The organism is Pseudomonas juntendi (assembly GCF_021560075.1).
Classification (GTDB): domain Bacteria; phylum Pseudomonadota; class Gammaproteobacteria; order Pseudomonadales; family Pseudomonadaceae; genus Aquipseudomonas; species Aquipseudomonas juntendi.
On record NZ_CP091088.1, the window covers coordinates 167,964 to 187,951 of the forward strand.

Genomic DNA, 19,988 nt, shown 5'->3' on the forward strand with positions numbered 1-19,988 from the left:
CGCAAGGGCCCCATCAACCAGGTAATGGCCGTGCCGGCTCTTTCCTGGCACCTTCCGACAGCGCATACTCAGGCGCTGGGCCTGCGTGCCTGCTGATCTTTGCCTATGCTGCTGCCTACCAACAAGGAACCAAAGTGACGAGGGACACCGCCATGTTCTACGTGCAACGCAATGCCGCCGGTAAGTTGCTGCGTGTAGAGGCAGCCGCTTTTGATGAGTTCACCGAGATGCTCCCAGCCGACCATGCCGATATTCAGGAATGGTTTGCCGATGATGTCGTGGAAAACAGCCTCAATCAGCTCAAGCAAAGTGACCTGGACATGATCCGCGTGCTTGAAGACCTGATCGATGTGCTGACTGCCAAAGGGGTATTCAAGATCACTGACCTGCCGCCGGGTGCACAGGCCAAGCTGCTGAACCGCGCTACCGCGCGCAAGGCCCTCAGCAGCCTGAATAACCTGATCGACGAAGATGAGCAGGGCGGGTTGATCTAAGCCTGATTCAGCCCCGGCGCAGGCTAGCGATTCTGGTACTGCGCAGCCGCATTGCTCAAGGTTTTGCCAATCTCCTCGCGCAACCCCATCGGCTGCTCCACCACCACCCCGTCCCCCTGGCTCAACAGCCACCAGCGCAGCGGCCAGCCATCGCTGACCGTGGCTCGCAGCCGGTGCCCATGCTCCAGCGCCGTCAGCTGCATGTCGCTGCTCAGCGGGGCCTCGCGCAACTGCCGCGCCAATGCATCGCTGATCCACGCAACCAACTCCACGCCCTCCCCCTGGGCCGGTTGCAGTGCATCGCCGCGCAAGTGGGTCAACAAGTCGAAATTACCGCGCAGTTCGCCCACGGCACCGGCCGCCCAGTGCCAGCCGAAAGGTATGCTCTTGTCATTGCGCTCCAGCGGAAAAATCAACGAAAGCTCATTCAGGTCGCGTTCAACGGTACGCTTGCTGACAGTGAAGCCCACGTCGCGCAGGCGCCACACCAGCTCGGCGCTGGTAATGCCCGGGGAGCGACTGGGTAGCTGACGCAGCAGCGCCCATTGACGGCTGAGGGTGGCGCGAGTGGTGGCGAACGGCAAAAGATAACGTCCTTGTCTAGGCTTGCCGTCATAGCATGGCGGCAGGCGAGGGTCATGGCAATTGGCCACGCCCTGCTCAGATCAAATAAGTCGCATTTGGTTGCCTGGTGTCGAATCGTTCGCGACAGGTTTTGACGTGACATCACGCAGAATCACGCCTCATCACAGCCGAAGGTTGGGGTTGTGCGTCGTTCAATGAGGATGAACATGTCTGCTGCCAGCAATATCCATTCGCTGCTTGCCCGCCTTTTGCCCGAACGGGTCATCGCCGCCCCGGCACCGGCCGGCAGGCGGCACCGGTTGTTCGCCGGGGTAGGCTTGCCCAGCCAGCGCTCGCTGCTGATCAACCGCTTGGATGAAGCCAGTGACCTGCAGGCGGTTTACGCCGACCTGCGCCACCAGGCGTTGCAAGGTAGCGTAGCGGCACTCAACGACCTGGGCTGGATCTGGCTCAACGGCAAGTATTGGCGCGCTGACACCGTGCTGGCCGGGCACCTGTTGCGCATGGCGGCGCTGCAGGGCAATGCTGCCGCGTGGTTCAACCTGGGCCAGCAGCATTACTTCGGCAAGGGCGTCGACACCTCCTATGCCCAGGCGGCGGATTGCTACCGGCAGGCCTTCGAGCGCGGCATGTTGCATGCCGCAGCGGCCTTGGGTGACCTGTATGAAGAAGAAGTGTGCGATGGCGAGCAGCAATGGCAGGTAGACCTGGTGCAGGCTTACCAGTGGTTCATGCGCGGGGCCGAGCGTGGCGAAGCGCGTTGCCGCTTCGAGGTGGGTTATCGCTTGATGCACGGGTTGTATGTGGAACCCGACATCAAGGCTGCATTGTACTGGCTGGAACTGGCGGCAGCCGCAGGGGTGGTACAGGCGGCCGAAGAGCTGGCGGTGCATTTCAGCAGCCGTGACAGCGTGCGCTACCTGCAGTGGCGCGACCGCGCCTTGCAGATGGGCAGCACACTCGCCCTGACCATGAAGCTGGAAGACCAGATACACTCCTGATTCCCTCGCTCGCACAGGCGACCACAGGCTGCAGTATGTGTGCAATACCTGTGGGAGCCGGCTTGCCGGCGATAGGGCCAGCACAGGCAATACACCCTCCAGCATGCACAACCATTCATCCATACCCCTCGTCACCCGCTGTTGACGACAGGGGGAGGTACGAGCGTATATTGATAGTTAGCAAACTATGAATATACCTGGATACTGTTCATGTCCCTTGATCTCCTGCGCCTGCAGGTCAGCAGTGGCATGGTAGTTGCGGCTCGCCATTGGCGGCGCATCTGCCATTGCGCGTTGACCAGTTACGGCATCTCCGAGGCCTGCGCTGCGCCGCTGCTGATGATCGTGCGCCTCGGCGACGGTGTGCATCAGGTAGCGGTGGCCCAGGCAGCCGGCCTGGAAAGTCCGTCACTGGTACGCCTGCTCGACCAACTGTGCAAGGCCGGCCTGGTCTGCCGCAGTGAAGACCCCCTGGACCGTCGCGCCAAGGCCCTGAGCCTCACCGCTGAAGGCCGCCGCTTGGCCGAAGCCATCGAAGCCGAACTGGTGCGCGTGCGCAGGGATGTGCTGCAAGGCATCGACCAGGCTGACCTGGAAGCCGCCTTGCGCGTGCTGCGCGCCTTCGAGGCTGCCGGCCTGGGCGGTGCAGGCGGGGTGGCATGAACGGCTTCTTCAGCTCGGTCCCCCCGGCGCGGGACTGGTTCTACGGTGTGCGCACCTTCGCGGCCTCGATGACCGCCCTGTACATTGCCCTGCTCATGCAGTTGCCGCGGCCCTACTGGGCCATGGCCACGGTGTACATCGTTTCCAGCCCCTTCGTTGGCCCAACCAGCTCCAAGGCGCTGTACCGTGCCGTGGGCACCTTGCTCGGTGCCGGGGGGGCGGTCCTCCTGGTGCCACCGCTGGTACAGTCGCCGTTGCTGCTGAGCATTGCCATCGCCCTGTGGACCGGCACCCTGCTGTTCCTTTCGCTGAACCTGCGCACGGCCAACAACTACATGCTGATGCTGGCCGGCTACACCTTGCCGATGATCGCACTGGCGGTTGTGGATAACCCCCTGGCGGTGTTTGAGGTCGCGTCTTCCCGCGCCCAGGAAATCTGCCTGGGGATTGTCTGCGCAGCCGTCGTTGGCGCCATTTTCTGGCCTCGCCGGCTGGCCCCAGTGGTGGTCGGCGCCACCGGCAACTGGTTTACCGAGGCCCTCAACTACAGCGATACCTACCTGGCCCGCGCTGGCAGCACCGACAAGGTCGGCGGCATGCGCGGGGCGATGGTCACCACCTTCAACTCGCTGGAGCTGATGATCGGCCAGCTCGGCCACGAAGGGGCTGGCCCGCACACCCTGAAAAACGCCCGTGAGCTGCGTGGGCGGATGATTCACCTGCTGCCGGTCATCGATGCGCTCGATGATGCGCTGGTCGCCCTGGAGGGCCGGGCCCCGGCCCAGTTCGCCCAGTTGCAGCCTGTGCTCGCCGCCGCTCGCGAATGGCTGCAAGGGACTGCCGCCAGCCCCTCTGTCGCCCGCTGGGCTGCGCTGCACGAGCAGATCGAGCGCCTGCAGCCCGCTGCCGCCATGCTCGACCAGCGCGCCGAGCTGCTGTTATCCAACGCCCTGTACCGGCTGACCGAATGGGCCGACCTGTGGCAGGACTGCTGCACCTTGCAACATGCCCTGCGCACTGACGATGCCACGCCCTGGCGGGCCGTGTACCGGCACTGGCGCCTGGGCCGCCTGACACCGTTCTTCGACCGTGGCCTGATGCTGTACTCGGTGGCCACCACGGTGCTGGCGATCATCGTCGCTTGTGGCCTGTGGATTGGCCTGGGCTGGAACGACGGCGCCAGCGCGGTAATTCTCGCGGCCGTGTCGTGCAGTTTCTTCGCGGCCATGGACGACCCGGCACCGCAGATCTACCGGTTCTTCTTCTGGACCTTGCTGTCGGTGATCTTCTCCAGCCTGTACCTGTTCCTGGTGCTGCCCAACCTGCACGACTTCTCGATGCTGGTGCTGGCCTTTGCCGTGCCGTTCATCTGCGTCGGCACCCTGACCGTGCAACCGCGTTTTTACCTGGGCACGTTGCTGACCATCGTCAACACCTCGACTTTCATCAGCATCCAGGGCGCCTATGATGCCGACTTCTTCACCTTCCTGAATTCCAACCTGGCCGGCCCTGTCGGCCTGCTGTTCGCCTTCATCTGGACGTTGGTCATGCGCCCCTTTGGGGTAGAGCTGGCTGCCAAGCGCATGACCCGCTTCGCCTGGCGCGACATTGTCGAAATGACCGGGCCGGCGACCCTGGCCGAACACCGCAAGCTTGGCGTACAGATGCTCGACCGCCTGATGCAGCACCTGCCGCGCCTTTCGCAAACGGGCCAGGACAGCGGTGTAGCGCTGCGTGACCTGCGTGTGGGGTTGAACCTGCTCGACTTGCTGGCCTACCTGCCGCGCGCTGGTCAGCAAGCCCGTGACCGCCTCAACACCGTGGTTACCGAGGTGGGTGCGCACTACGCCGCCTGCCTGCATGCTGGCCAGCGCCTGCATGCGCCGGCCGCGCTGCTGCGCAACATGGAGCGGGCGCGGCTGGCGCTGAACCTGGATGAACTGTACGAGCGTGGCGATGCCCGCACCCACCTGCTGCATGCGCTGAGCGGCCTGCGCCTTGCCCTGCTGCCAGGTGTGGAGGTGATGCTCGAACCCGACGAACAACTGCAACTGCCTGCCGGCCTCGACGGAGCGCCCCTGTGATTGGTGAACTGGATATCAGCGGGGTGTTCCTGCCCACGCTGTTGGTGATGATGCTTGGCACCTACCTGCTGTTCCTTGGGCTGCACGCGGTGCTGGTGCGCATGCATTTCTACCGCCTGGTCTGGCACCGGGCGTTGTTCAACGTTGCCCTGTATGCCGTGCTGCTTGGCGCGGTGGACCACTTTTGCCGAAACCTGATGCTGCCATGAAAAAACCTTTGCTGACCCTGGGCCGTGTGGTCCTGACCTTGCTGGTAGTGACCTTCGCCGCCGTGCTCGTGTGGCAGATGGTCGTCTACTACATGTTTGCACCCTGGACGCGTGACGGCCATATCCGCGCCGACGTGATCCAGATCGCCCCCGATGTGTCGGGCTTGATCCAGAAAGTCGAGGTGCACGACAACCAGACAGTCAAGCGCGGCGACGTGCTGTTCACCATCGACCAGGACCGCTTCACCCTGGCCCTGCGCCAGGCCAAGGCCACCCTCGGCGAGCGCCAGGAAACCCTGGCCCAGGCCTCCCGCGAAGCACAGCGCAACCGCAAGCTGGGCAACCTGGTGGCGGCCGAGCAACTGGAGGAAAGCCAGTCCCGCGTGGCCCGCGCCCGCTCGGCCGTCAGCGAGGCACAGGTGGCAGTCGATACCGCCCAGCTCAACCTCGACCGCTCGGTGGTACGCAGCCCGGTGGACGGTTACCTGAACGACCGTGCGCCGCGTAACCACGAATTCGTCACCGCCGGCCGCCCGGTGCTGTCGGTGGTCGACAGTGCCTCGTACCACGTCGACGGTTACTTCGAAGAAACCAAGCTTGGCGGCATCCACCTCGGCGATGCCGTGGATATCCGCGTGATGGGCGACAACACCCGCCTGCGCGGCCATGTGCAGAGCTTTGCCGCCGGCATCGAAGACCGCGACCGCAGCAGCGGCGCCAACCTGCTGCCCAACGTCAACCCGGCGTTCAGCTGGGTGCGCCTGGCCCAGCGTATTCCGGTGCGCATTGCGTTTGATGAAGTGCCAGAGGACTTCCGCATGATCGCCGGGCGTACCGCCACGGTGTCGATCATCGAGGGCCAGCACCCATGAAACAGCTCATCCTGGCTGGCCTGTGCCTGTCGCTGGGGGCCTGCATGATGGTCGGCCCCGACTATGAGGTGCCGAAGGACGCGGCGGTGCAACGCAGCGACCTTAATGGCCCGCTGCGCCAGGATGCCGACAGCGTGGTTTCGGCGCCGGTGCCCGAGGACTGGTGGCAGCTGTATCAGGATCAACGGCTGAACGAGCTGGTGCGCCAGGCCCTGAGTGCCAATACCGAGCTGCGCGTAGCCGCGGCCAACATCGCCAAGGCCCGCGCCCAGGTCGAAGTGGCCGAGTCGCAAGGTGGCTTCAACGGCGGCGTCAAACTGGGTGCCCAGCGCTTGCAGGAGTCTGGCGAAGCTTTCCTGCAGCCTGAGAAGGTGCCGGTGGCCAACATTGGCGAGGCCATCATCAGCGCTTCGTATCAGTTCGACCTGTGGGGCACGTTCAAGCGTGGTACCGAGGCTGCAAAGGCCAATGCAGACGCGGTGCAGGCTGCTGCCGATACCGCCCGCATCACCTTGGTGGCCGACGTGGTCAAGGCGTATACCCAAGTGTGCTCGGCCAACGAGGAATACCACATCGCCCGCCAGTCGCTCGACTTGCAGGAGCAAAGCGTAAAGCTTAACCAGCGCTTGCGTGATGCAGGTCGTGGCGATGAAACCCAGGTCACCCGCTCGCAGACCCAGTTCAAGTCCTTGCGCGCCGAACTGCCGCGCTTCAAGGCCGAACGTGAAACCGGCCTGTACACCTTGGCTGCGTTATTGGCCAAACCGGTAGACCAGTTGCCCGCCGGAACCGCCGATTGTGCCGAGCTGCCGCACCTGAACCAGTTGGTGCCGGTGGGCGACGGTGCTGCGTTGCTCAAACGCCGGCCTGATGTGCGCCAGGCCGAACGCCAGCTGGCCGCAGCAACTGCCTCTATCGGGGTTGCTACCGGCGCGCTGTACCCGGACATCAGCATCGGTGCCCAGGTGGGCACGATTGGTATTCTGGAAAACCTTGGTGAGCCGTCGACCAACCGCTGGGGTTTCGGCCCGCAGATCAGCTGGAGCATCCCCACCAACGGCACACGCGCCCGCATCCGCATGGCCGAAGCCTCTACGCAAGCAGCCTTGGCGAATTTCGACGGTGTGGTGCTGAACGCCATCCGCGAGACCCAGACTCGCCTGGCGCAGTACAGTGCCCTGCTGGACCGGCGTGACGCACTGGCCGAGGCAGAGAAGTCGGCCAAGGATGCGGCTGACCAGACGCACCGGTACTACCAGGCCGGGCGTGAGTCGTTCCTGGCGGACTTGCAGGCGACCCGCACCTATACTGACATGCGCGCGCAACTGGCAGCGGCCGATAGCCAAGTGGCGTTGGGGCAAATTGGTGTGTTCCTCGCCCTCGGTGGCGGCTGGAAGGACACCTCAAAGCCTTGAGGCCCAATCGCCGGCAAGCCAGCTTGTATGGTTAGACTTGAAGGGAGGAGGAGGGACAAAGCCAGCTTCTGACTGTTAGCGCAGTACAGACCGTGGGAGACCTCGCCCCTCCTCCCTTTTCACCCAAGCGCCGATAAAGAATGCTTCCGGGCTCGGACCGACGAAAGACACAAGCCAGCGCCTCTGGGTGACCCTTCAAGTACTCCAACACTATCGAGGAGAGTTGCTCATGGCAATGGTGGTTGCTGATTCAAAGCGGCTGATTGGCGTGGATGTGGCCAAAACAGAATTGGTCATTTGGGACGATGAATCAGCAGAACTCATAGCAATCCCCAATACTAAAGCAGCTATCAAGAAATGGCTCAAAGGCCTCTCGGGTGCGATGTCCGTCGCTATCGAAGCGACCAACATCTATCACGTCCTGTTTACGGATCTGGCCTTTGAGTTCGGGCATACGATTTACGTGGTAGATGGGTACGCCCTGAGCCATTACCGTAAAGGTGTCAACGTACGCGCTAAGACAGATGCAATTGATGCCCAGCTGTTGGCCCGCTATCTGAAGAACGAAGGGCAGGACCTAACGCCCTGGGCGCCGCCACCGGCTATCTATCGACAGCTTCTGAGCTTGTTCCGGCGACGTGCAGGACTGGTCCAGGCACGAACCAGCCTGACTCAGGGGTGGGCCAATGAACCGCTACTCAAAGCCGCCTTCAAGACGCATCTGCGTGCGATGCAGCGGCTTGAGCTGCTGGTGGAGAAGATGATCAAGGGCCTGCTGGAAAAGGCCGGGCTGATGCCTCAGGTAAAGCGCTGCATGAAGGTCGAAGGGGTGGGTTTTCTAACTGCTGCTCGCCTGACAGCGACGTTTCAGCGTGGCAACTTCAGCGGGGGTGATGCGTTTATCGCCTTTTTGGGTATGGATCTGAGGATTGCGCAGTCGGGGCAGAAAAAAGGGCAATCCAAGCTCACGAAGCGAGGAGACCCCGAAGCTCGACGCCTCCTTCACAACGCGGCTATGTCAGCATCCCGCACAGCAGCATGGAAGTCGTACTACGAAGAGCGCCTGGCGCGTGGTTTTAGCACGACAGCATCGCTTGTCATGCTCGCACGCAAACTGGCGCGAGTAGTATTTGCCCTACTGAAAAGCGGAGACGAGTATCGGTCAAAAGCCGCTTAAAAAACTTCCCTAAAACCATAGAATCTCCCACAGGGATCGCTTTAGGGCTGACAGGTGTTTGCCACAAGGTATGGCAGCGCCTGTGAGATCGAGCGCCGCCCGCGCGGCGCAATCGCGAGCTGCGCTCGCTCCTATGTTTGTTTCGGGCCAGTAACCCCTGTGCCAGATGCGCGCGGCCGCCTTGTTCGTACGACGCGATTTTGAGGCATGCGCCAAGGCGTTCGCGCGCAAATCCCACAGGAATAATTGGCCCGAAACAAACGTAGGAGCGAGCGCAGCTCGCGATGCGCCGCGCGGGCGGGGCTCGCTCTAACAGGCGCTGCATACCTTGTGGCAAACACCTGTCAGCCCTAAGGCGATCCCTGCGGGGCTTGCCTGCGATAGGGCCCCCGCAGGCAACATCTGGTCAGAGCCAAATCGCATCCCAATGCGGATAATCCCCAGCCCTCGCAACAAGACCCGCCCGCTTGGGGTTCATGACGATATACCGCGCCACATCCTGCACATCCTCCTCACGCCGCACGGCCCGGTCATGAAACCCCTTCTGCCAGAGCTGGCCGCTTCGCCCTCGATGCCTGTTGATCATCATGGTGCTATGGGACTTCACCCTGCGCATCAGCCGCTTCAGGCTGGCCGGCCCGAGCTCGACCAACCAGTGGAAATGGTCAGGCATCACCACCCAGGCAAGCGATCGGGCGCTACCTTCCTCTTCAGCCTGGCGGAGCTCGGCCACCAGCAAGCGGGCTGAGCGAAAGTCATTGAAGATTGGGGCTCTTGCCAGGGTGGTGCTGGTAAGCAAATACAACCGACGGGTTTCCGAAAACCGGCCAAGCCGTAGCTGCTTTGAATGGGGACGATCCATGTTCCCTGCCTCTTGAATAGTGGCTCAACAGGCTAGTGGGTAGGGGCCTACCCGCGGTGAATTATTTGGTACCCGGTGTTTCCTGTCGCATAGGTGCCTCCTTCATCGCCGGCAAGCCTGCTCCCAGGTACCGTGCCATCCCGCGTGATCTTATTTGTACCAGGATTTTTCATGAAATCCGCCCAGCACCCTTGAGTGAAGCAAAGTGGAAGTGAACAATGTTCTCTTTCGCATTCCCTTCGAGACTGGCCATGAAAACCCGTTCCCGTCCGCTTGCCTGGCTGCCGGCTTTATTGCTCGGCACGGTGCTGGCGCTGTGCAGCGCTGCGGCACAGGCTGAAGCCCCTGCCGAAGCTACCAAGGCCCTGCACCTGCTTGACTACATTGGTGCCGACTACCCGCCAACCGTGAGTGACGGCAAGGTGGTCGACAGCGGCGAATACGACGAGCAGCGCGAGTTCGGCGCGGTAGTGGCCGAACTGGTCAAAGGCCTGCCTGCAAATGCCGAGCACGCGGCACTGGAGCAGGGCGTGCACGCGCTGCGCCAGGCCATCGACCAGCGCCTGGACGGCCCAGCGGTATCCAGGCAGGCCCGGCAACTGGGCGCACGCCTTGCGGTGGCTTATGAGGTGAGCCAAGCCCCGATAATCACCCCGGACCCGGCCCGTGGTGCTGCCCTTTACGCACAAAACTGTGCCATCTGCCACGGTGAAAGCGGCGCGGGCGATGGCCCGGCAGGCGTCGGCCTGGAGCCCGCGCCGGCCAACCTGCGCGACGTCGCGCGCCTTGACCAGTTGAGCCTGTTCGACCTCTACAACACCCTTGCCCTGGGCATCGACGGCACCGAGATGCCGTCCTTTGCCGACCAGCTGGACGACCGCCAGCGCTGGGACGTGGCGGCCTACATCGCCAGCTTCACCGCCAAGCCGGAAGCCGGCAAAGGCGACAAAACCTGGAACATCGCCGACCTGGCCCGCCAGACCCCGGCCGAAATCGCCGCCAACGAAGGCACAGCGGCCGTGGAGGCATTCCGGGCCCAGCGTGCCCAGCCGCCGCAGGTCAAGCGTGGCCCTGCGCAATTGCTCGAATACACCGCCAGTACGCTCGACAAAAGCCTGGCCGCTTACCGCGCAGGCGACCGCGACCAGGCCTATGACCTGTCGGTTGCGGCCTATCTTGAGGGCTTCGAGCTAGTAGAAAGCTCGCTGGACAACATTGATACCCAGGCGCGCAAGGCCACTGAAAAGACGCTGATGGCTTACCGCCAATCCTTGCAGGATGGCCTGCCCGTGGGCCAAGTCGAGCAGCGCCTGGGCAAAGCCAAGGTCAAGCTTGAGCAAGCGGCAAAGCTGCTGGGTAGCGACGGCCTGAGCTGGTCGCTGAGTTATGTCTCAGGCCTGCTGATTCTGTTGCGTGAAGGCCTTGAGGCGATTCTGGTGCTGGCGGCGATCCTGGCGTTCCTGCGCAACACCGGCCAGCAGTCAGCGGTACGCAGTGTCAACATTGGCTGGGGCCTGGCGCTGGTCGCCGGCTTCGCTACCTGGGCGCTGGCCGCCTATGTGATCGATGTCGGTGGTGCCCAGCGTGAGTTGCTGGAGGGCTGCACGGCGCTGTTTGCGGCCGTGATGGTGCTGTGGCTTGGGGTATGGATGCACGACCGACGCCACGCCGCTGCGTGGACGGACTACATCAAGAACAGCCTGGTCAGTGGTGGCGGGCGCTTTGGCTTCGCGGTGCTGGCGTTCTTCTCGATGTACCGCGAGTTGTTCGAAGTGATCCTGTTCTATGAAACCTTGTGGCTGCAGGCGGGCCCTGCCGGGCACCAGGCGGTGCTGGCAGGCGGCGCCACGGCGCTGGTGCTGCTGGTGGGCCTGGCTTGGGTGATATTGCGCGGTTCGGCCAAGCTGCCCCTGACGCTGTTCTTCAGCATCAATGCGGCACTGCTGTGCACGTTGTCAGTGGTGTTCGCCGGGCACGGCGTGAAGGCGCTGCAAGAAGCTGGGGTGCTGGGCACGCGCCCGGTAGCGTTCTTCGAGTTTGACTGGCTGGGGATTCATCCCGACGTCTACTCGCTGTCGGCGCAGGCGGTGGCGTTGCTGGCGATCATCTTGCTGTACGGGCGCTCGCGCCTGGCAGAGAAGCGCAGGGCAACTGCTAACTAAAACCTTGCGCCGTCCCCCTGTAGGAGCGGCCTTGTGTCGCGATCGGGCCGCAAAGCGGCCCCAGGATTTCGGCAGCGCTGCACAAATTGTCGGGGCCGCTCTGCGGCCCGACCGCGACACAAGGCCGCTCCTACACACTTGACCGCGAAGGGCACTCAGGCCGGCTGTGGCGCCTTGAGAATGTTCTGCAACAGCTGCACACTTTCAACCGCGTCGTGACCCAGGCTGGTCAGGTAGCCGCCATCCGGTTGATCGGTCAGCCCCTTTTCATGCAGGCGCTGCGCAGCGGCGATCAGGGAGGGGGATGCAGTGCTGGTTATCTTGATGCCTTCCTGGCTGCTGTCGTGCTTGAACAGCGCGAGTACTTCCATTTCATCGATAAGATCGGGGGTAAAAGGCATGGTAACTCCTGACTTCCAGACGAGGATTACGGCACTTTCTACGGTGCCTGATCTTCGAGTGTAGCCGGGTTATTCGTCCTCGCCTTGATCCATCTCAGGTGGCAGCTCGGGCAGCGCACGCAGGGCATTTTCGTACCACTCGCCGTTGAACGCGCGGTCTTCTGCCAGCATGTTGTCAATCTCGTAGGCCAGCACATGGGCCATCACGTTGAGAATGTCTTCACGTTTCCAACCAACCAGCGTCAGCTTGTTGAAAGTGGCCTTGGCCGCCGGCGGCTCGCCGCTTTCGATCTGGTTTTCGATGGCTTGGGTCAGTGTTGCCTCGGCGAAGGCTTCGTCGTCATTGTCGATGTCGGTGGGCTCGCTCATTGGCGGTACTCCTGTGGTGGGATGCACAGTGTGCCACGCCTGTAGCGGCAATGCCCGGGCATTGACGAGGTGCATGACGCTGGTCAGGAACAGGCTTACGGTCTATAAATGCCGAGCCAAACCCCTTACGGCCCGGAGGCTGTTACCTCATGCTCAAGCTTCATGGATTCTCGGTCAGCAACTACTACAACATGGTCAAGCTGGCGCTGCTGGAAAAAGGCCTGCCTTTCGAAGAGGTCACCTTCTACGGCGGCCAGGCGCCAAAGGCGCTGGAAGTGAGCCCGCGGGGCAAGGTGCCGGTGCTGGAAACCGAACACGGCTTTATCAGCGAAACCAGCGTGATCCTCGACTACATCGAGCAGACTCAGGGCGGCAAGGCGCTGCTGCCGGCCGACCCGTTCCAGCAGGCCAAGGTACGCGAGTTGCTCAAGGAAATTGAACTGTACATCGAGCTGCCAGCCCGTACCTGCTACGCCGAGTCCTTCTTTGGCATGGCGGTAGAACCACTGGTCAAGGATAAGGCACGTACCGACCTGCTGGCCGGCTTCGCCACGCTCAAGCGTAACGGGCGCTTTGCGCCGTATGTAGCGGGTGAGCAACTGACGCTGGCAGACCTGATGTTCTGCTTCTCGGTCGATCTGGCTTATGCGGTGGGTAAGAAGGTGCTGAACATCGACCTGCTGGCGGACTTTCCGCAAGCCAAGGCGTTGCTCCAGCTGATGGGTGAGAACCCGCACATGGCGCGGATCGTGGCAGACAAGGAGGCAGCGATGCCGGCCTTCATGGAGATGATTCGCAGCGGTAAGCGCTGAGCCTGGTGTTGAGCCCTTCGTGGGCACGCCCGCTCCCACTGTGGGAGCGGGCGTGCCCACGAACGAGGGCGAAGCCCTCGCCTTGGGGCTTAGCGAGACGCCAACAGGGCTTTGCCACGAACAACGGCAGCCCGCACCTGCGCCGGCGCCGTACCACCAATATGGTCACGCGCATTCACCGACCCTTCCAAGGTCAGTACGGCAAACACATCCTGCTCGATCTGGTCGCTGAACTGGCGCAGTTCGTCCAGGCTCATCTCGGCCAGGTCCTTGCCGGTATCCACCCCATACTTCACCGCATGGCCAACGATTTCGTGGCAGTCGCGGAACGGCAGGCCACGGCGTACCAGGTAGTCGGCCAGGTCGGTTGCCGTGGAGAAGCCACGCAGCGCCGCTTCACGCATGATGGCGTGCTTGGGCTTGATCGCCGGGATCATGTCGGCAAAGGCACGCAGCGAGTCGCGCAGGGTATCGGCAGCGTCGAACAGCGGCTCCTTGTCTTCCTGGTTGTCCTTGTTGTAGGCCAGCGGCTGGCCTTTCATCAGGGTCAGCAGGCCGGTCAAGGCACCGAACACGCGGCCGGTCTTGCCACGTACCAGCTCTGGCACGTCGGGGTTCTTTTTCTGCGGCATGATCGAGCTGCCGGTGCAGAAGCGGTCCGGCAGGTCGATGAACTGGAACTGCGCGCTGGTCCACAGCACCAGCTCTTCGGAGAAGCGCGAGAGGTGCATCATCGCCACGCTGGCTGCAGCGCAGAATTCGATGGCGAAGTCACGGTCCGAAACGCCGTCCAGCGAGTTGCCGCCCACGGCCTCGAAGCCCAGCAGCTTGCAGGTCAGTTCGCGGTCGATCGGGTAGGTGGTACCGGCCAGTGCGGCGCTGCCCAGCGGCATGCGGTTGGTGCGCTTGCGGCAATCGACCAGGCGCTCGTAGTCGCGGCTGAGCATTTCGAACCAGGCCAGCAGGTGGTGGCCGAAGGTGACCGGCTGCGCGGTCTGCAGGTGGGTGAAGCCCGGCATGATGGTTTCGGCTTCGCGCTCGGCCTGCTCCAGCAGGCCCTGCTGCAGGCGGGTGATTTCGGCCAGGATAAGGTCGATTTCATCGCGCAGCCACAAGCGGATATCGGTTGCCACCTGGTCGTTGCGGCTACGGCCGGTGTGCAGCTTCTTGCCGGTGATGCCAATGCGGTCGGTCAGGCGTGCCTCGATGTTCATGTGCACGTCTTCAAGGTCGACGCGCCAGTCGAAGTTGCCGGCCTCGATCTCGGCCTGGATGGTTTTCAAACCATCGATGATGGTGTCGCGCTCGGCATCGCTGAGCACGCCGACTTGCGCCAGCATGGTGGCATGGGCGATCGAACCCATGATGTCGTGGCGGTACAGGCGCTTGTCGAAATCGACCGAGGCGGTGAAGCGGGCGACGAAGGCGTCGACGGGCTCACTGAAGCGGCCGCCCCAGGACTGATTGGTCTTGTCGGTGCTCATGGATTCACTCATTGCAGGCGTGAACGAAAAAGTGGCGCCGATAATAACAGGGTTGGGACGGCTGCCGCAGGGCGCCGGTCGACAGAAATGCCCGGAAAATGGCAGTGAATCATTTGAAGGAATGAACGGCAGTGTTCCACGGACCGTCTACAGTTGGACAGAAGACTGGCAGTGAATCTGCCGTCCGAGTGAATCTTTGGCCATCGCACCGGTCTAGAGCGTGACCGCAGTGTCGCTCGAACCACACCTGTCTACGCTATACCTGTGCGAGACTCATTCAGGAATCCAGCGCAATTATGAATGTCCTGATCGTTGATGACGAACCCCAAGGCCGTGACCGCCTTAGCCGGCTGCTCGGCGAACTGGAGGGTTACACCGTGTTGGAGCCCAGCGCTACCAACGGGGAAGAGGCCCTGACCCTGATCGACAGCCTCAAGCCCGACGTGGTGCTGCTGGACATCGCCATGCCAGGCCTGGACGGCTTGCAGGTCGCGGCCCGCCTGTGCGAGCGCGAGGCGCCGCCAGCGGTGGTGTTTTGCACCGGGGATGACCAATACAGTGCCGAGGCATTCAAGGACAGTACCCTCAGCCATGTCGCCAAACCTGTTCACCCTCAGGCCCTGCGGGATGCACTGCGCAAGGCCGATAAACCCAACCGGGCGCAACTGGCGGCACTGACGCGGCCAGCCAATGAAGGCGGTGGCCCGCGCAGTCATATCAGCGCCCGCACCCGCAAAGGCATCGAGCTGATTCCGTTGGACCAGGTGGTCTACTTCATTGCCGACCACAAGTACGTGACCTTGCGCCACGACGGTGGGGAAGTACTGCTCGACGAGCCGCTCAAGGCGCTGGAAGACGAGTTTGGCGACCGTTTTGTACGTATTCACCGCAATGCCTTGGTTGCCCGGGAACGCATCGAACGCCTTCAGCGCACGCCCCTGGGCCACTTCCAACTGTTCCTCAAAGGCCTGAACGGCGATGCCCTTACCGTAAGCCGGCGTCATGTGGCCGGTGTGCGCAAGATGATGCAGGCCCTCTGAACCGGTGCCCGCATGGCAAGGGCTGGGCCCTTGCTGGCCGGCAGGTCGGCCCCACCGTCAGGGTGCAGGGCAGCCCTGAAGGGGCCCTTAGCTGATCCACATCTGCTAGCGATCCTTGCGATGCTGTTATGATCCACGGCATTTCTCTGGATCGGGGCGTTTCATGTCCACTCGCGAAATCCGCATTGCCACCCGTAAAAGCGCCTTGGCCCTGTGGCAGGCCGAATACGTCAAAGCCCGCCTCGAGCAGGCCCACCCTGAGCTGCGGGTGACCCTGGTGCCCATGGTCAGCCGCGGGGACAAGCTGCTCGACGCGCCGCTGGCAAAAATCGGTGGCAAGGGGTTGTTCGTCAAGGAGCTGGAAACCGCCCTGCTGGACAACGAAGCCGACATCGCCGTGCATTCGATGAAGGATGTGCCCATGGACTTCCCCGAGGGGCTGGGCCTGTACTGCATCTGCGAGCGGGAAGACCCGCGTGACGCCTTTGTCTCCAACCATTTTGCCAGCCTTGAAGCGTTGCCTGCCGGCAGCGTGGTCGGCACCTCCAGCCTGCGCCGCCAGGCCCAACTGCTGGCGCGTCGCCCCGACCTGCAGATCCGCTTCCTGCGCGGCAACGTCAACACTCGCCTGGCCAAGCTCGACGCCGGCGAATACGACGCCATCATCCTCGCGGCCGCCGGCCTTATCCGCCTCGGCTTCGAAGACCGTATCACCGCCACCATCAGTGTCGACGACAGCCTGCCTGCCGGTGGCCAGGGGGCGGTAGGCATCGAGTGCCGTAGCGCCGACCACGCGATCCATGCCTTGCTGGCGCCGCTGCACCACCGTGACACGGCTGACCGGGTGGTGGCCGAACGTGCCATGAACAAACGCCTGAACGGCGGTTGTCAGGTGCCGATCGCTTGCTACGCGGTGCTGGAAGGCGACCAACTGTGGTTGCGCGGCCTGGTCGGCCAACCGAGTGGCGGCACCCTGCTGGTGGCCGATGCCCGGGCCCCCCGTGCAACTGCCGAGGCCCTTGGTGTAGAGGTCGCCGAACATCTGCTGGGGCAGGGTGCCGAGGCCATCCTCAAAGAGGTCTATGGCGAGGCCGGCCACCCGTGAGCCAATGGCGCCTGTTGCTGACCCGGCCTGCCGAGGACTGTGCGGCGCTGGCGCAAAGCCTGGCGGCAGCGGGGGTGGCCAGCCACTGCCTGCCGTTGCTGGAGATCGAACCCGTGCAAATCCAGGCTGGGCAGCGCGCGTTGCTGCAGGGCCTTGGTGGCTACCAGGCGATCATCGTGGTCAGCAAGCCAGCTGCACGGCTGTTGCTGGAACAGTTGGCCAACGCCAGCCTGCAGCCGCCCGTTCAAGGCTGGTTCACCGTAGGCGAGGCCACTGCCGCAGTGTTGCAGCAGGCGGGTCTGAGGGTGAGTTGCCCGCCGCGTGGCGACGACAGTGAAGCACTGCTGATGCTGCCGGCACTGCGCCAGGCGGTTGCCGTGCCAGCAGCGCGAGTATTGATCGTTCGCGGCGTTGGAGGTCGCGAACTGCTGGCAGAGCGTCTTGCAGAGCAAGGTGCTAGTGTCGATTATCTGGAACTGTATCGTCGCTGCCTGCCGGTTTACCCCACAGGCACGCTGATGCGCCGCATCGAAGCGGAACGCCTCAATGGCCTGGTGGTCAGCAGTGGGCAGGGTTTGGAACATTTGCAGCAACTGGCTGGCGCCGATTGGCCACAGCTGGCCCGGTTGCCGTTGTTCGTGCCGAGCCCGCGGGTAGCCGGGCAGGCCAGGGCCGCTGGGGCCCAACAGGTTGTGGATTGCCGTGGCGCCAGTGCCGCGGCCTTGCTGGCAGCTGTGCAGTCTTGCACTGCACCTGCCTCTTAAGGCGCTAAGCTGAACGCGATGCGCCCCCATGCAAAGGATGGATACGTGAGCGAGACTGTCTTGTCCAATAACGATCAGCCGTCGGCGCAAACGCCGGCGGATCCCGTTACCACCCCGCCTGCCAAGCGCTCCGGCAATGGCCTTGCTGCGCTGGCCTTGCTGCTCGGCGCGGCCGGGGTGGCGGTAGGTGGCTGGGGTGCCTGGCAGGTGCGTCAACTGCAAGGCAGCGAGTTCGACCAGGGCCAGCACATCGAGGCGCTTAACCAGCGCGCCGAGGCCTTGCAACAGCGTGAGCAGCAGATCAGTGCGCAACTGGCCAGCCTGCCAGCCGCCAGCGAACTGGAAGACCGCCGGCGACTGGTAGCGCAATTGCAGGGCGACCAGCAGCGCCTCAGCCAGCGCCTGGAAACCGTGCTCGGCGAAAGCCGCAAGGAGTGGCGCCTGGCAGAAGCCGAGCACCTGCTGCGCCTTGCTACCCTGCGCCTGTCGGCCTTGCAGGACATCACCAGCGCCAAGGCCCTGGTCGAAGGTGCCGACGAGATCCTGCGCGAGCAGAGCGACCCAGGTGCCTTTGCCGCTCGCGAGCAACTGAACCGCAGCCTGGCCACGCTCAACAGCACCCAGCAACCAGACCGCACGGGCCTGTTCCTGAAGCTGGCTGCGCAGCGTGACTTGGTCCAGCAACTGAGCGCGCAGTCGCGGGAGTTCGACAGCAATGCCGATGCCCTCGGCGCCTTGACCGCCGATGGCGACGGTGTCAGCCGCCTGTCGCAGTGGTGGGCGGAAATCTCCAAGTATTTCCAGGTTGACTTCAATGCCGACGAAAACGTGCGCCCATTGCTGGCCGGGCAGCAACTCAACCAGTTGCGCCTGGCATTGAGCCTGACCATCGAGCAGGCCCAGTGGGCGGCGCTCAATGGCGACGCGAAGGTCTATACCCAGGCGCTGGATGATGCCCGCAGCGTGCTGCTGGCCAACTTCAATGCCGACAACCCGCAAAGCAAGGCCATGCTCGACAGCCTGAATGCCTTGGCCGAGCAGCCAGTGTCGGTGGTCACCCCTGACCTCAGCGAAAGCCTGGCAGCCGTGCAGGCCTACATTCAGCGCCGCCATCTGCCGGCCGAGGCCGAGGGGGGCAAGCCATGAAGCGAGTCTACCTGCTGGCCGTACTGGCCATCGTGGTCGCTGCTGCGCTGGGTGTCGCCGTCGCCAAGCACAGCGGTTACGTACTGGTTTCCTACGGTGGTTTCCGTTATCAATCGGGGCTGTGGGCGGCGCTGGGTGGGCTGCTGGCGGTCGTTCTGGTGTTGTGGTTGCTGCGCTACCTGGTGGGGCTGTTGCTGACCTCCAGCGGCGTGGTCAACCCTTGGTCGCGGCGCAACCGCCGCCGGCGTATTCGCCTGGCAATCGAACAGGGCCAGCTGGACCTGGCCGAGGGTCGCTGGGCCAGCGCCCAGCGCCATTTGCACCGTGCCGCGGAGGCCGAGCGCCACCCCCTGCTGTACTACCTCGGTGCAGCGCGTGCCGCCAACGAGCAAGGTCGCAGCCAAGACAGCGACAACTTGCTGGAGCGTGCCCTTGAGCGCCAGCCACAGGCAGAACTGGCCATTGCCCTGACCCATGCCCAACTGCAGATGGACCGGGGTGAAAGCGATGGCGCGCTGGAGACCTTGCTGGCCATGCAGGAGCGCCACCCGCACAACAGCCAGGTCCTGCGGCTGTTGCAGCGCCTGTACCTGGAGCGCGGTGACTGGTCCGCCTTGATTCGCCTGTTGCCCGACCTGCGCAAGGGCAAGGTTCTACCGGCCGCCGAGCTTGCTGCCCTCGAGCAGCGTGCCTGGGGCCAGAACCTGAGCCTGGCGACAACCCGTGGCGAGGACGCGCAAAGTGCACGGCAGGCCCTGGAGCGCGCCTGGCAGCAACTGACTGCCGCCCAGCGTCAGGAGCCGCAACTCGTGCTGGCCTACGCTGAACAGCTACGCCAGGTAGGTGCCGAGAGTGATGCCGAACAGGCATTGCGCACGGCTCTCAAGCGGAACTATGAAAGCCATCTGGCTCGCCTGTATGGCCTGGTGCGTGGCGATGACCCGGTACGCCAGTTGCAAACCGCCGAAGGCTGGCTCAAAGACCACCCGCAAGATGCCAGCCTGTTGCTCACCCTTGGCCGCCTCAGCCTGCAGAACCGTCTGTGGGGCAAGGCGCGCGATTACCTCGAAAGCAGCCTGCGCATGGAGCGCAACCCCGAGGCTTGCGCCGAACTGGCGCGCCTGCTCGCCGGCCTGGGTGAGACGGAGCGCAGCAACCAACTGTTCCAGGAGGGCCTTGGCCTGCTCGACGAACGCCTGCTGGCGTTGCCGCTGCCAGAAGGCGTACGCGCCTGACCTACCCCAAAGCCCGCGGCAAGGCGCGGGCTTTGGGGGCTGGTGATTTATCTTCCGTTGCATGCTGAATATGCATTCCCAGTCCTCAGTCGCCTCCTATCGAATAGA

The 19,988-nt window shown here is 63.3% G+C and carries 20 protein-coding genes; 15 read left to right on the forward strand and 5 right to left on the reverse strand.

Annotation, left to right across the window (positions count from 1 at the left end; all coding sequences use genetic code 11):
* Positions 1-152: 152 nt before the first annotated feature.
* A complete protein-coding gene (locus tag L1P09_RS00695) occupies positions 153-494 on the forward strand; it encodes a hypothetical protein (protein ID WP_054906178.1) in 342 nt (113 codons plus the stop codon).
* 23 nt (positions 495-517) lie between these two features.
* Here L1P09_RS00695 and L1P09_RS00700 read toward each other — a convergent pair whose 3' ends face one another.
* Entirely contained in the window at positions 518-1,078 is a 561-nt protein-coding gene (locus tag L1P09_RS00700; protein ID WP_054906179.1) for a WCX domain-containing protein, read from the reverse strand.
* A gap of 207 nt (positions 1,079-1,285) precedes the next feature.
* Here L1P09_RS00700 and L1P09_RS00705 point away from each other — a divergent pair, with 207 nt between their 5' ends.
* The 7 genes from L1P09_RS00705 (at position 1,286) to L1P09_RS00735 (ending at position 8,500) form a co-directional block, all read left to right on the forward strand.
* Positions 1,286-2,080 carry a tetratricopeptide repeat protein gene (locus L1P09_RS00705; protein WP_192441389.1) on the forward strand — a complete coding sequence of 265 codons (795 nt, stop codon included), beginning with the start codon at positions 1,286-1,288 and terminating at the stop codon, positions 2,078-2,080.
* A 210-nt stretch (positions 2,081-2,290) separates the two neighbouring features.
* Complete coding sequence (locus L1P09_RS00710; protein WP_029885345.1) at positions 2,291-2,743, forward strand: MarR family winged helix-turn-helix transcriptional regulator; 453 nt, start codon at positions 2,291-2,293, stop codon at positions 2,741-2,743.
* Positions 2,740-4,827, forward strand: coding sequence for an FUSC family protein (locus L1P09_RS00715; RefSeq protein ID WP_235768311.1), 2,088 nt, complete (start codon positions 2,740-2,742; stop codon positions 4,825-4,827). The genes L1P09_RS00710 and L1P09_RS00715 overlap by 4 nt, the downstream gene beginning before the upstream one ends.
* Positions 4,824-5,036 carry a DUF1656 domain-containing protein gene (locus L1P09_RS00720; protein ID WP_009682394.1) on the forward strand — a complete coding sequence of 71 codons (213 nt, stop codon included), beginning with the start codon at positions 4,824-4,826 and terminating at the stop codon, positions 5,034-5,036. Before L1P09_RS00715 ends, L1P09_RS00720 begins: the two co-directional genes overlap by 4 nt.
* A complete protein-coding gene (locus L1P09_RS00725; RefSeq protein WP_009682395.1) occupies positions 5,033-5,908 on the forward strand; it encodes an efflux RND transporter periplasmic adaptor subunit in 876 nt (291 codons plus the stop codon). The genes L1P09_RS00720 and L1P09_RS00725 overlap by 4 nt, the downstream gene beginning before the upstream one ends.
* Entirely contained in the window at positions 5,905-7,323 is a 1,419-nt protein-coding gene (locus L1P09_RS00730; RefSeq protein WP_029885348.1) for an efflux transporter outer membrane subunit, read from the forward strand. Before L1P09_RS00725 ends, L1P09_RS00730 begins: the two co-directional genes overlap by 4 nt.
* A gap of 229 nt (positions 7,324-7,552) precedes the next feature.
* A complete protein-coding gene (locus tag L1P09_RS00735) occupies positions 7,553-8,500 on the forward strand; it encodes an IS110 family transposase (protein ID WP_029886225.1) in 948 nt (315 codons plus the stop codon).
* A gap of 406 nt (positions 8,501-8,906) precedes the next feature.
* Here the strand turns inward: L1P09_RS00735 and L1P09_RS00740 are convergent, their stop codons facing one another.
* Positions 8,907-9,362, reverse strand: coding sequence for an REP-associated tyrosine transposase (locus tag L1P09_RS00740; protein WP_235768312.1), 456 nt, complete (start codon positions 9,360-9,362; stop codon positions 8,907-8,909).
* 218 nt (positions 9,363-9,580) lie between these two features.
* Between L1P09_RS00740 and L1P09_RS00745 the strand changes: the two genes are divergently transcribed.
* The gene (locus L1P09_RS00745; protein WP_235768313.1) at positions 9,581-11,524 is read left to right on the forward strand and encodes a cytochrome c/FTR1 family iron permease; all 1,944 of its coding nucleotides are present in this window, start codon (positions 9,581-9,583) and stop codon (positions 11,522-11,524) included.
* Positions 11,525-11,679: 155 nt separating this feature from the next.
* On the opposite strand, the gene L1P09_RS00750 is transcribed toward L1P09_RS00745, so the two are convergent.
* Positions 11,680-11,925: a TIGR02647 family protein gene (locus tag L1P09_RS00750; protein ID WP_054905600.1), complete on the reverse strand. Its 246-nt coding sequence runs from the start codon at positions 11,923-11,925 to the stop codon at positions 11,680-11,682.
* Between the two features lie 69 nt (positions 11,926-11,994).
* Positions 11,995-12,294: a hypothetical protein gene (locus tag L1P09_RS00755; RefSeq protein WP_054905599.1), complete on the reverse strand. Its 300-nt coding sequence runs from the start codon at positions 12,292-12,294 to the stop codon at positions 11,995-11,997.
* A gap of 149 nt (positions 12,295-12,443) precedes the next feature.
* Between L1P09_RS00755 and L1P09_RS00760 the strand changes: the two genes are divergently transcribed.
* Entirely contained in the window at positions 12,444-13,106 is a 663-nt protein-coding gene (locus tag L1P09_RS00760; RefSeq protein ID WP_192441396.1) for a glutathione S-transferase, read from the forward strand.
* An 89-nt stretch (positions 13,107-13,195) separates the two neighbouring features.
* On the opposite strand, the gene argH is transcribed toward L1P09_RS00760, so the two are convergent.
* Complete coding sequence (gene argH, locus L1P09_RS00765; RefSeq protein ID WP_029887272.1) at positions 13,196-14,590, reverse strand: argininosuccinate lyase; 1,395 nt, start codon at positions 14,588-14,590, stop codon at positions 13,196-13,198.
* A 296-nt stretch (positions 14,591-14,886) separates the two neighbouring features.
* Here argH and L1P09_RS00770 point away from each other — a divergent pair, with 296 nt between their 5' ends.
* From L1P09_RS00770 to L1P09_RS00790, 5 genes are all read left to right on the forward strand, one after another.
* Positions 14,887-15,630 carry a LytR/AlgR family response regulator transcription factor gene (locus tag L1P09_RS00770; RefSeq protein WP_009682195.1) on the forward strand — a complete coding sequence of 248 codons (744 nt, stop codon included), beginning with the start codon at positions 14,887-14,889 and terminating at the stop codon, positions 15,628-15,630.
* A 163-nt stretch (positions 15,631-15,793) separates the two neighbouring features.
* Positions 15,794-16,735: a hydroxymethylbilane synthase gene (hemC, locus tag L1P09_RS00775; protein WP_110678957.1), complete on the forward strand. Its 942-nt coding sequence runs from the start codon at positions 15,794-15,796 to the stop codon at positions 16,733-16,735.
* Positions 16,732-17,499: a uroporphyrinogen-III synthase gene (locus tag L1P09_RS00780; protein ID WP_054905596.1), complete on the forward strand. Its 768-nt coding sequence runs from the start codon at positions 16,732-16,734 to the stop codon at positions 17,497-17,499. Before hemC ends, L1P09_RS00780 begins: the two co-directional genes overlap by 4 nt.
* Positions 17,500-17,544: 45 nt before the next feature.
* Positions 17,545-18,645 (forward strand): uroporphyrinogen-III C-methyltransferase, encoded by a 1,101-nt coding sequence (locus L1P09_RS00785; protein ID WP_235768314.1) that lies wholly within the window; start codon positions 17,545-17,547, stop codon positions 18,643-18,645.
* The gene (locus L1P09_RS00790) at positions 18,642-19,880 is read left to right on the forward strand and encodes a heme biosynthesis HemY N-terminal domain-containing protein (protein WP_029887267.1); all 1,239 of its coding nucleotides are present in this window, start codon (positions 18,642-18,644) and stop codon (positions 19,878-19,880) included. The genes L1P09_RS00785 and L1P09_RS00790 overlap by 4 nt, the downstream gene beginning before the upstream one ends.
* Positions 19,881-19,988: the final 108 nt, after the last annotated feature.

What these genes read in the sequence shown, in the direction of transcription:
- L1P09_RS00715 (WP_235768311.1), top strand. Translation starts at nt 2,740, where the DNA reads ATGAACGGCTTCTTCAGCTCGGTCCCCCCGGCGCGGGACTGGTTCTAC.
- L1P09_RS00770 (WP_009682195.1), top strand. Translation starts at nt 14,887, where the DNA reads ATGAATGTCCTGATCGTTGATGACGAACCCCAAGGCCGTGACCGCCTT.
- L1P09_RS00705 (WP_192441389.1), top strand. Translation starts at nt 1,286, where the DNA reads ATGTCTGCTGCCAGCAATATCCATTCGCTGCTTGCCCGCCTTTTGCCC.
- L1P09_RS00740 (WP_235768312.1), bottom strand. Translation starts at nt 9,362, where the DNA reads ATGGATCGTCCCCATTCAAAGCAGCTACGGCTTGGCCGGTTTTCGGAA.
- hemC (WP_110678957.1), top strand. Translation starts at nt 15,794, where the DNA reads ATGTCCACTCGCGAAATCCGCATTGCCACCCGTAAAAGCGCCTTGGCC.
- L1P09_RS00730 (WP_029885348.1), top strand. Translation starts at nt 5,905, where the DNA reads ATGAAACAGCTCATCCTGGCTGGCCTGTGCCTGTCGCTGGGGGCCTGC.
- L1P09_RS00735 (WP_029886225.1), top strand. Translation starts at nt 7,553, where the DNA reads ATGGCAATGGTGGTTGCTGATTCAAAGCGGCTGATTGGCGTGGATGTG.
- L1P09_RS00695 (WP_054906178.1), top strand. Translation starts at nt 153, where the DNA reads ATGTTCTACGTGCAACGCAATGCCGCCGGTAAGTTGCTGCGTGTAGAG.
- L1P09_RS00790 (WP_029887267.1), top strand. Translation starts at nt 18,642, where the DNA reads ATGAAGCGAGTCTACCTGCTGGCCGTACTGGCCATCGTGGTCGCTGCT.
- L1P09_RS00755 (WP_054905599.1), bottom strand. Translation starts at nt 12,294, where the DNA reads ATGAGCGAGCCCACCGACATCGACAATGACGACGAAGCCTTCGCCGAG.
- L1P09_RS00750 (WP_054905600.1), bottom strand. Translation starts at nt 11,925, where the DNA reads ATGCCTTTTACCCCCGATCTTATCGATGAAATGGAAGTACTCGCGCTG.
- L1P09_RS00710 (WP_029885345.1), top strand. Translation starts at nt 2,291, where the DNA reads ATGTCCCTTGATCTCCTGCGCCTGCAGGTCAGCAGTGGCATGGTAGTT.
- argH (WP_029887272.1), bottom strand. Translation starts at nt 14,590, where the DNA reads ATGAGCACCGACAAGACCAATCAGTCCTGGGGCGGCCGCTTCAGTGAG.
- L1P09_RS00745 (WP_235768313.1), top strand. Translation starts at nt 9,581, where the DNA reads ATGTTCTCTTTCGCATTCCCTTCGAGACTGGCCATGAAAACCCGTTCC.
- L1P09_RS00760 (WP_192441396.1), top strand. Translation starts at nt 12,444, where the DNA reads ATGCTCAAGCTTCATGGATTCTCGGTCAGCAACTACTACAACATGGTC.
- L1P09_RS00725 (WP_009682395.1), top strand. Translation starts at nt 5,033, where the DNA reads ATGAAAAAACCTTTGCTGACCCTGGGCCGTGTGGTCCTGACCTTGCTG.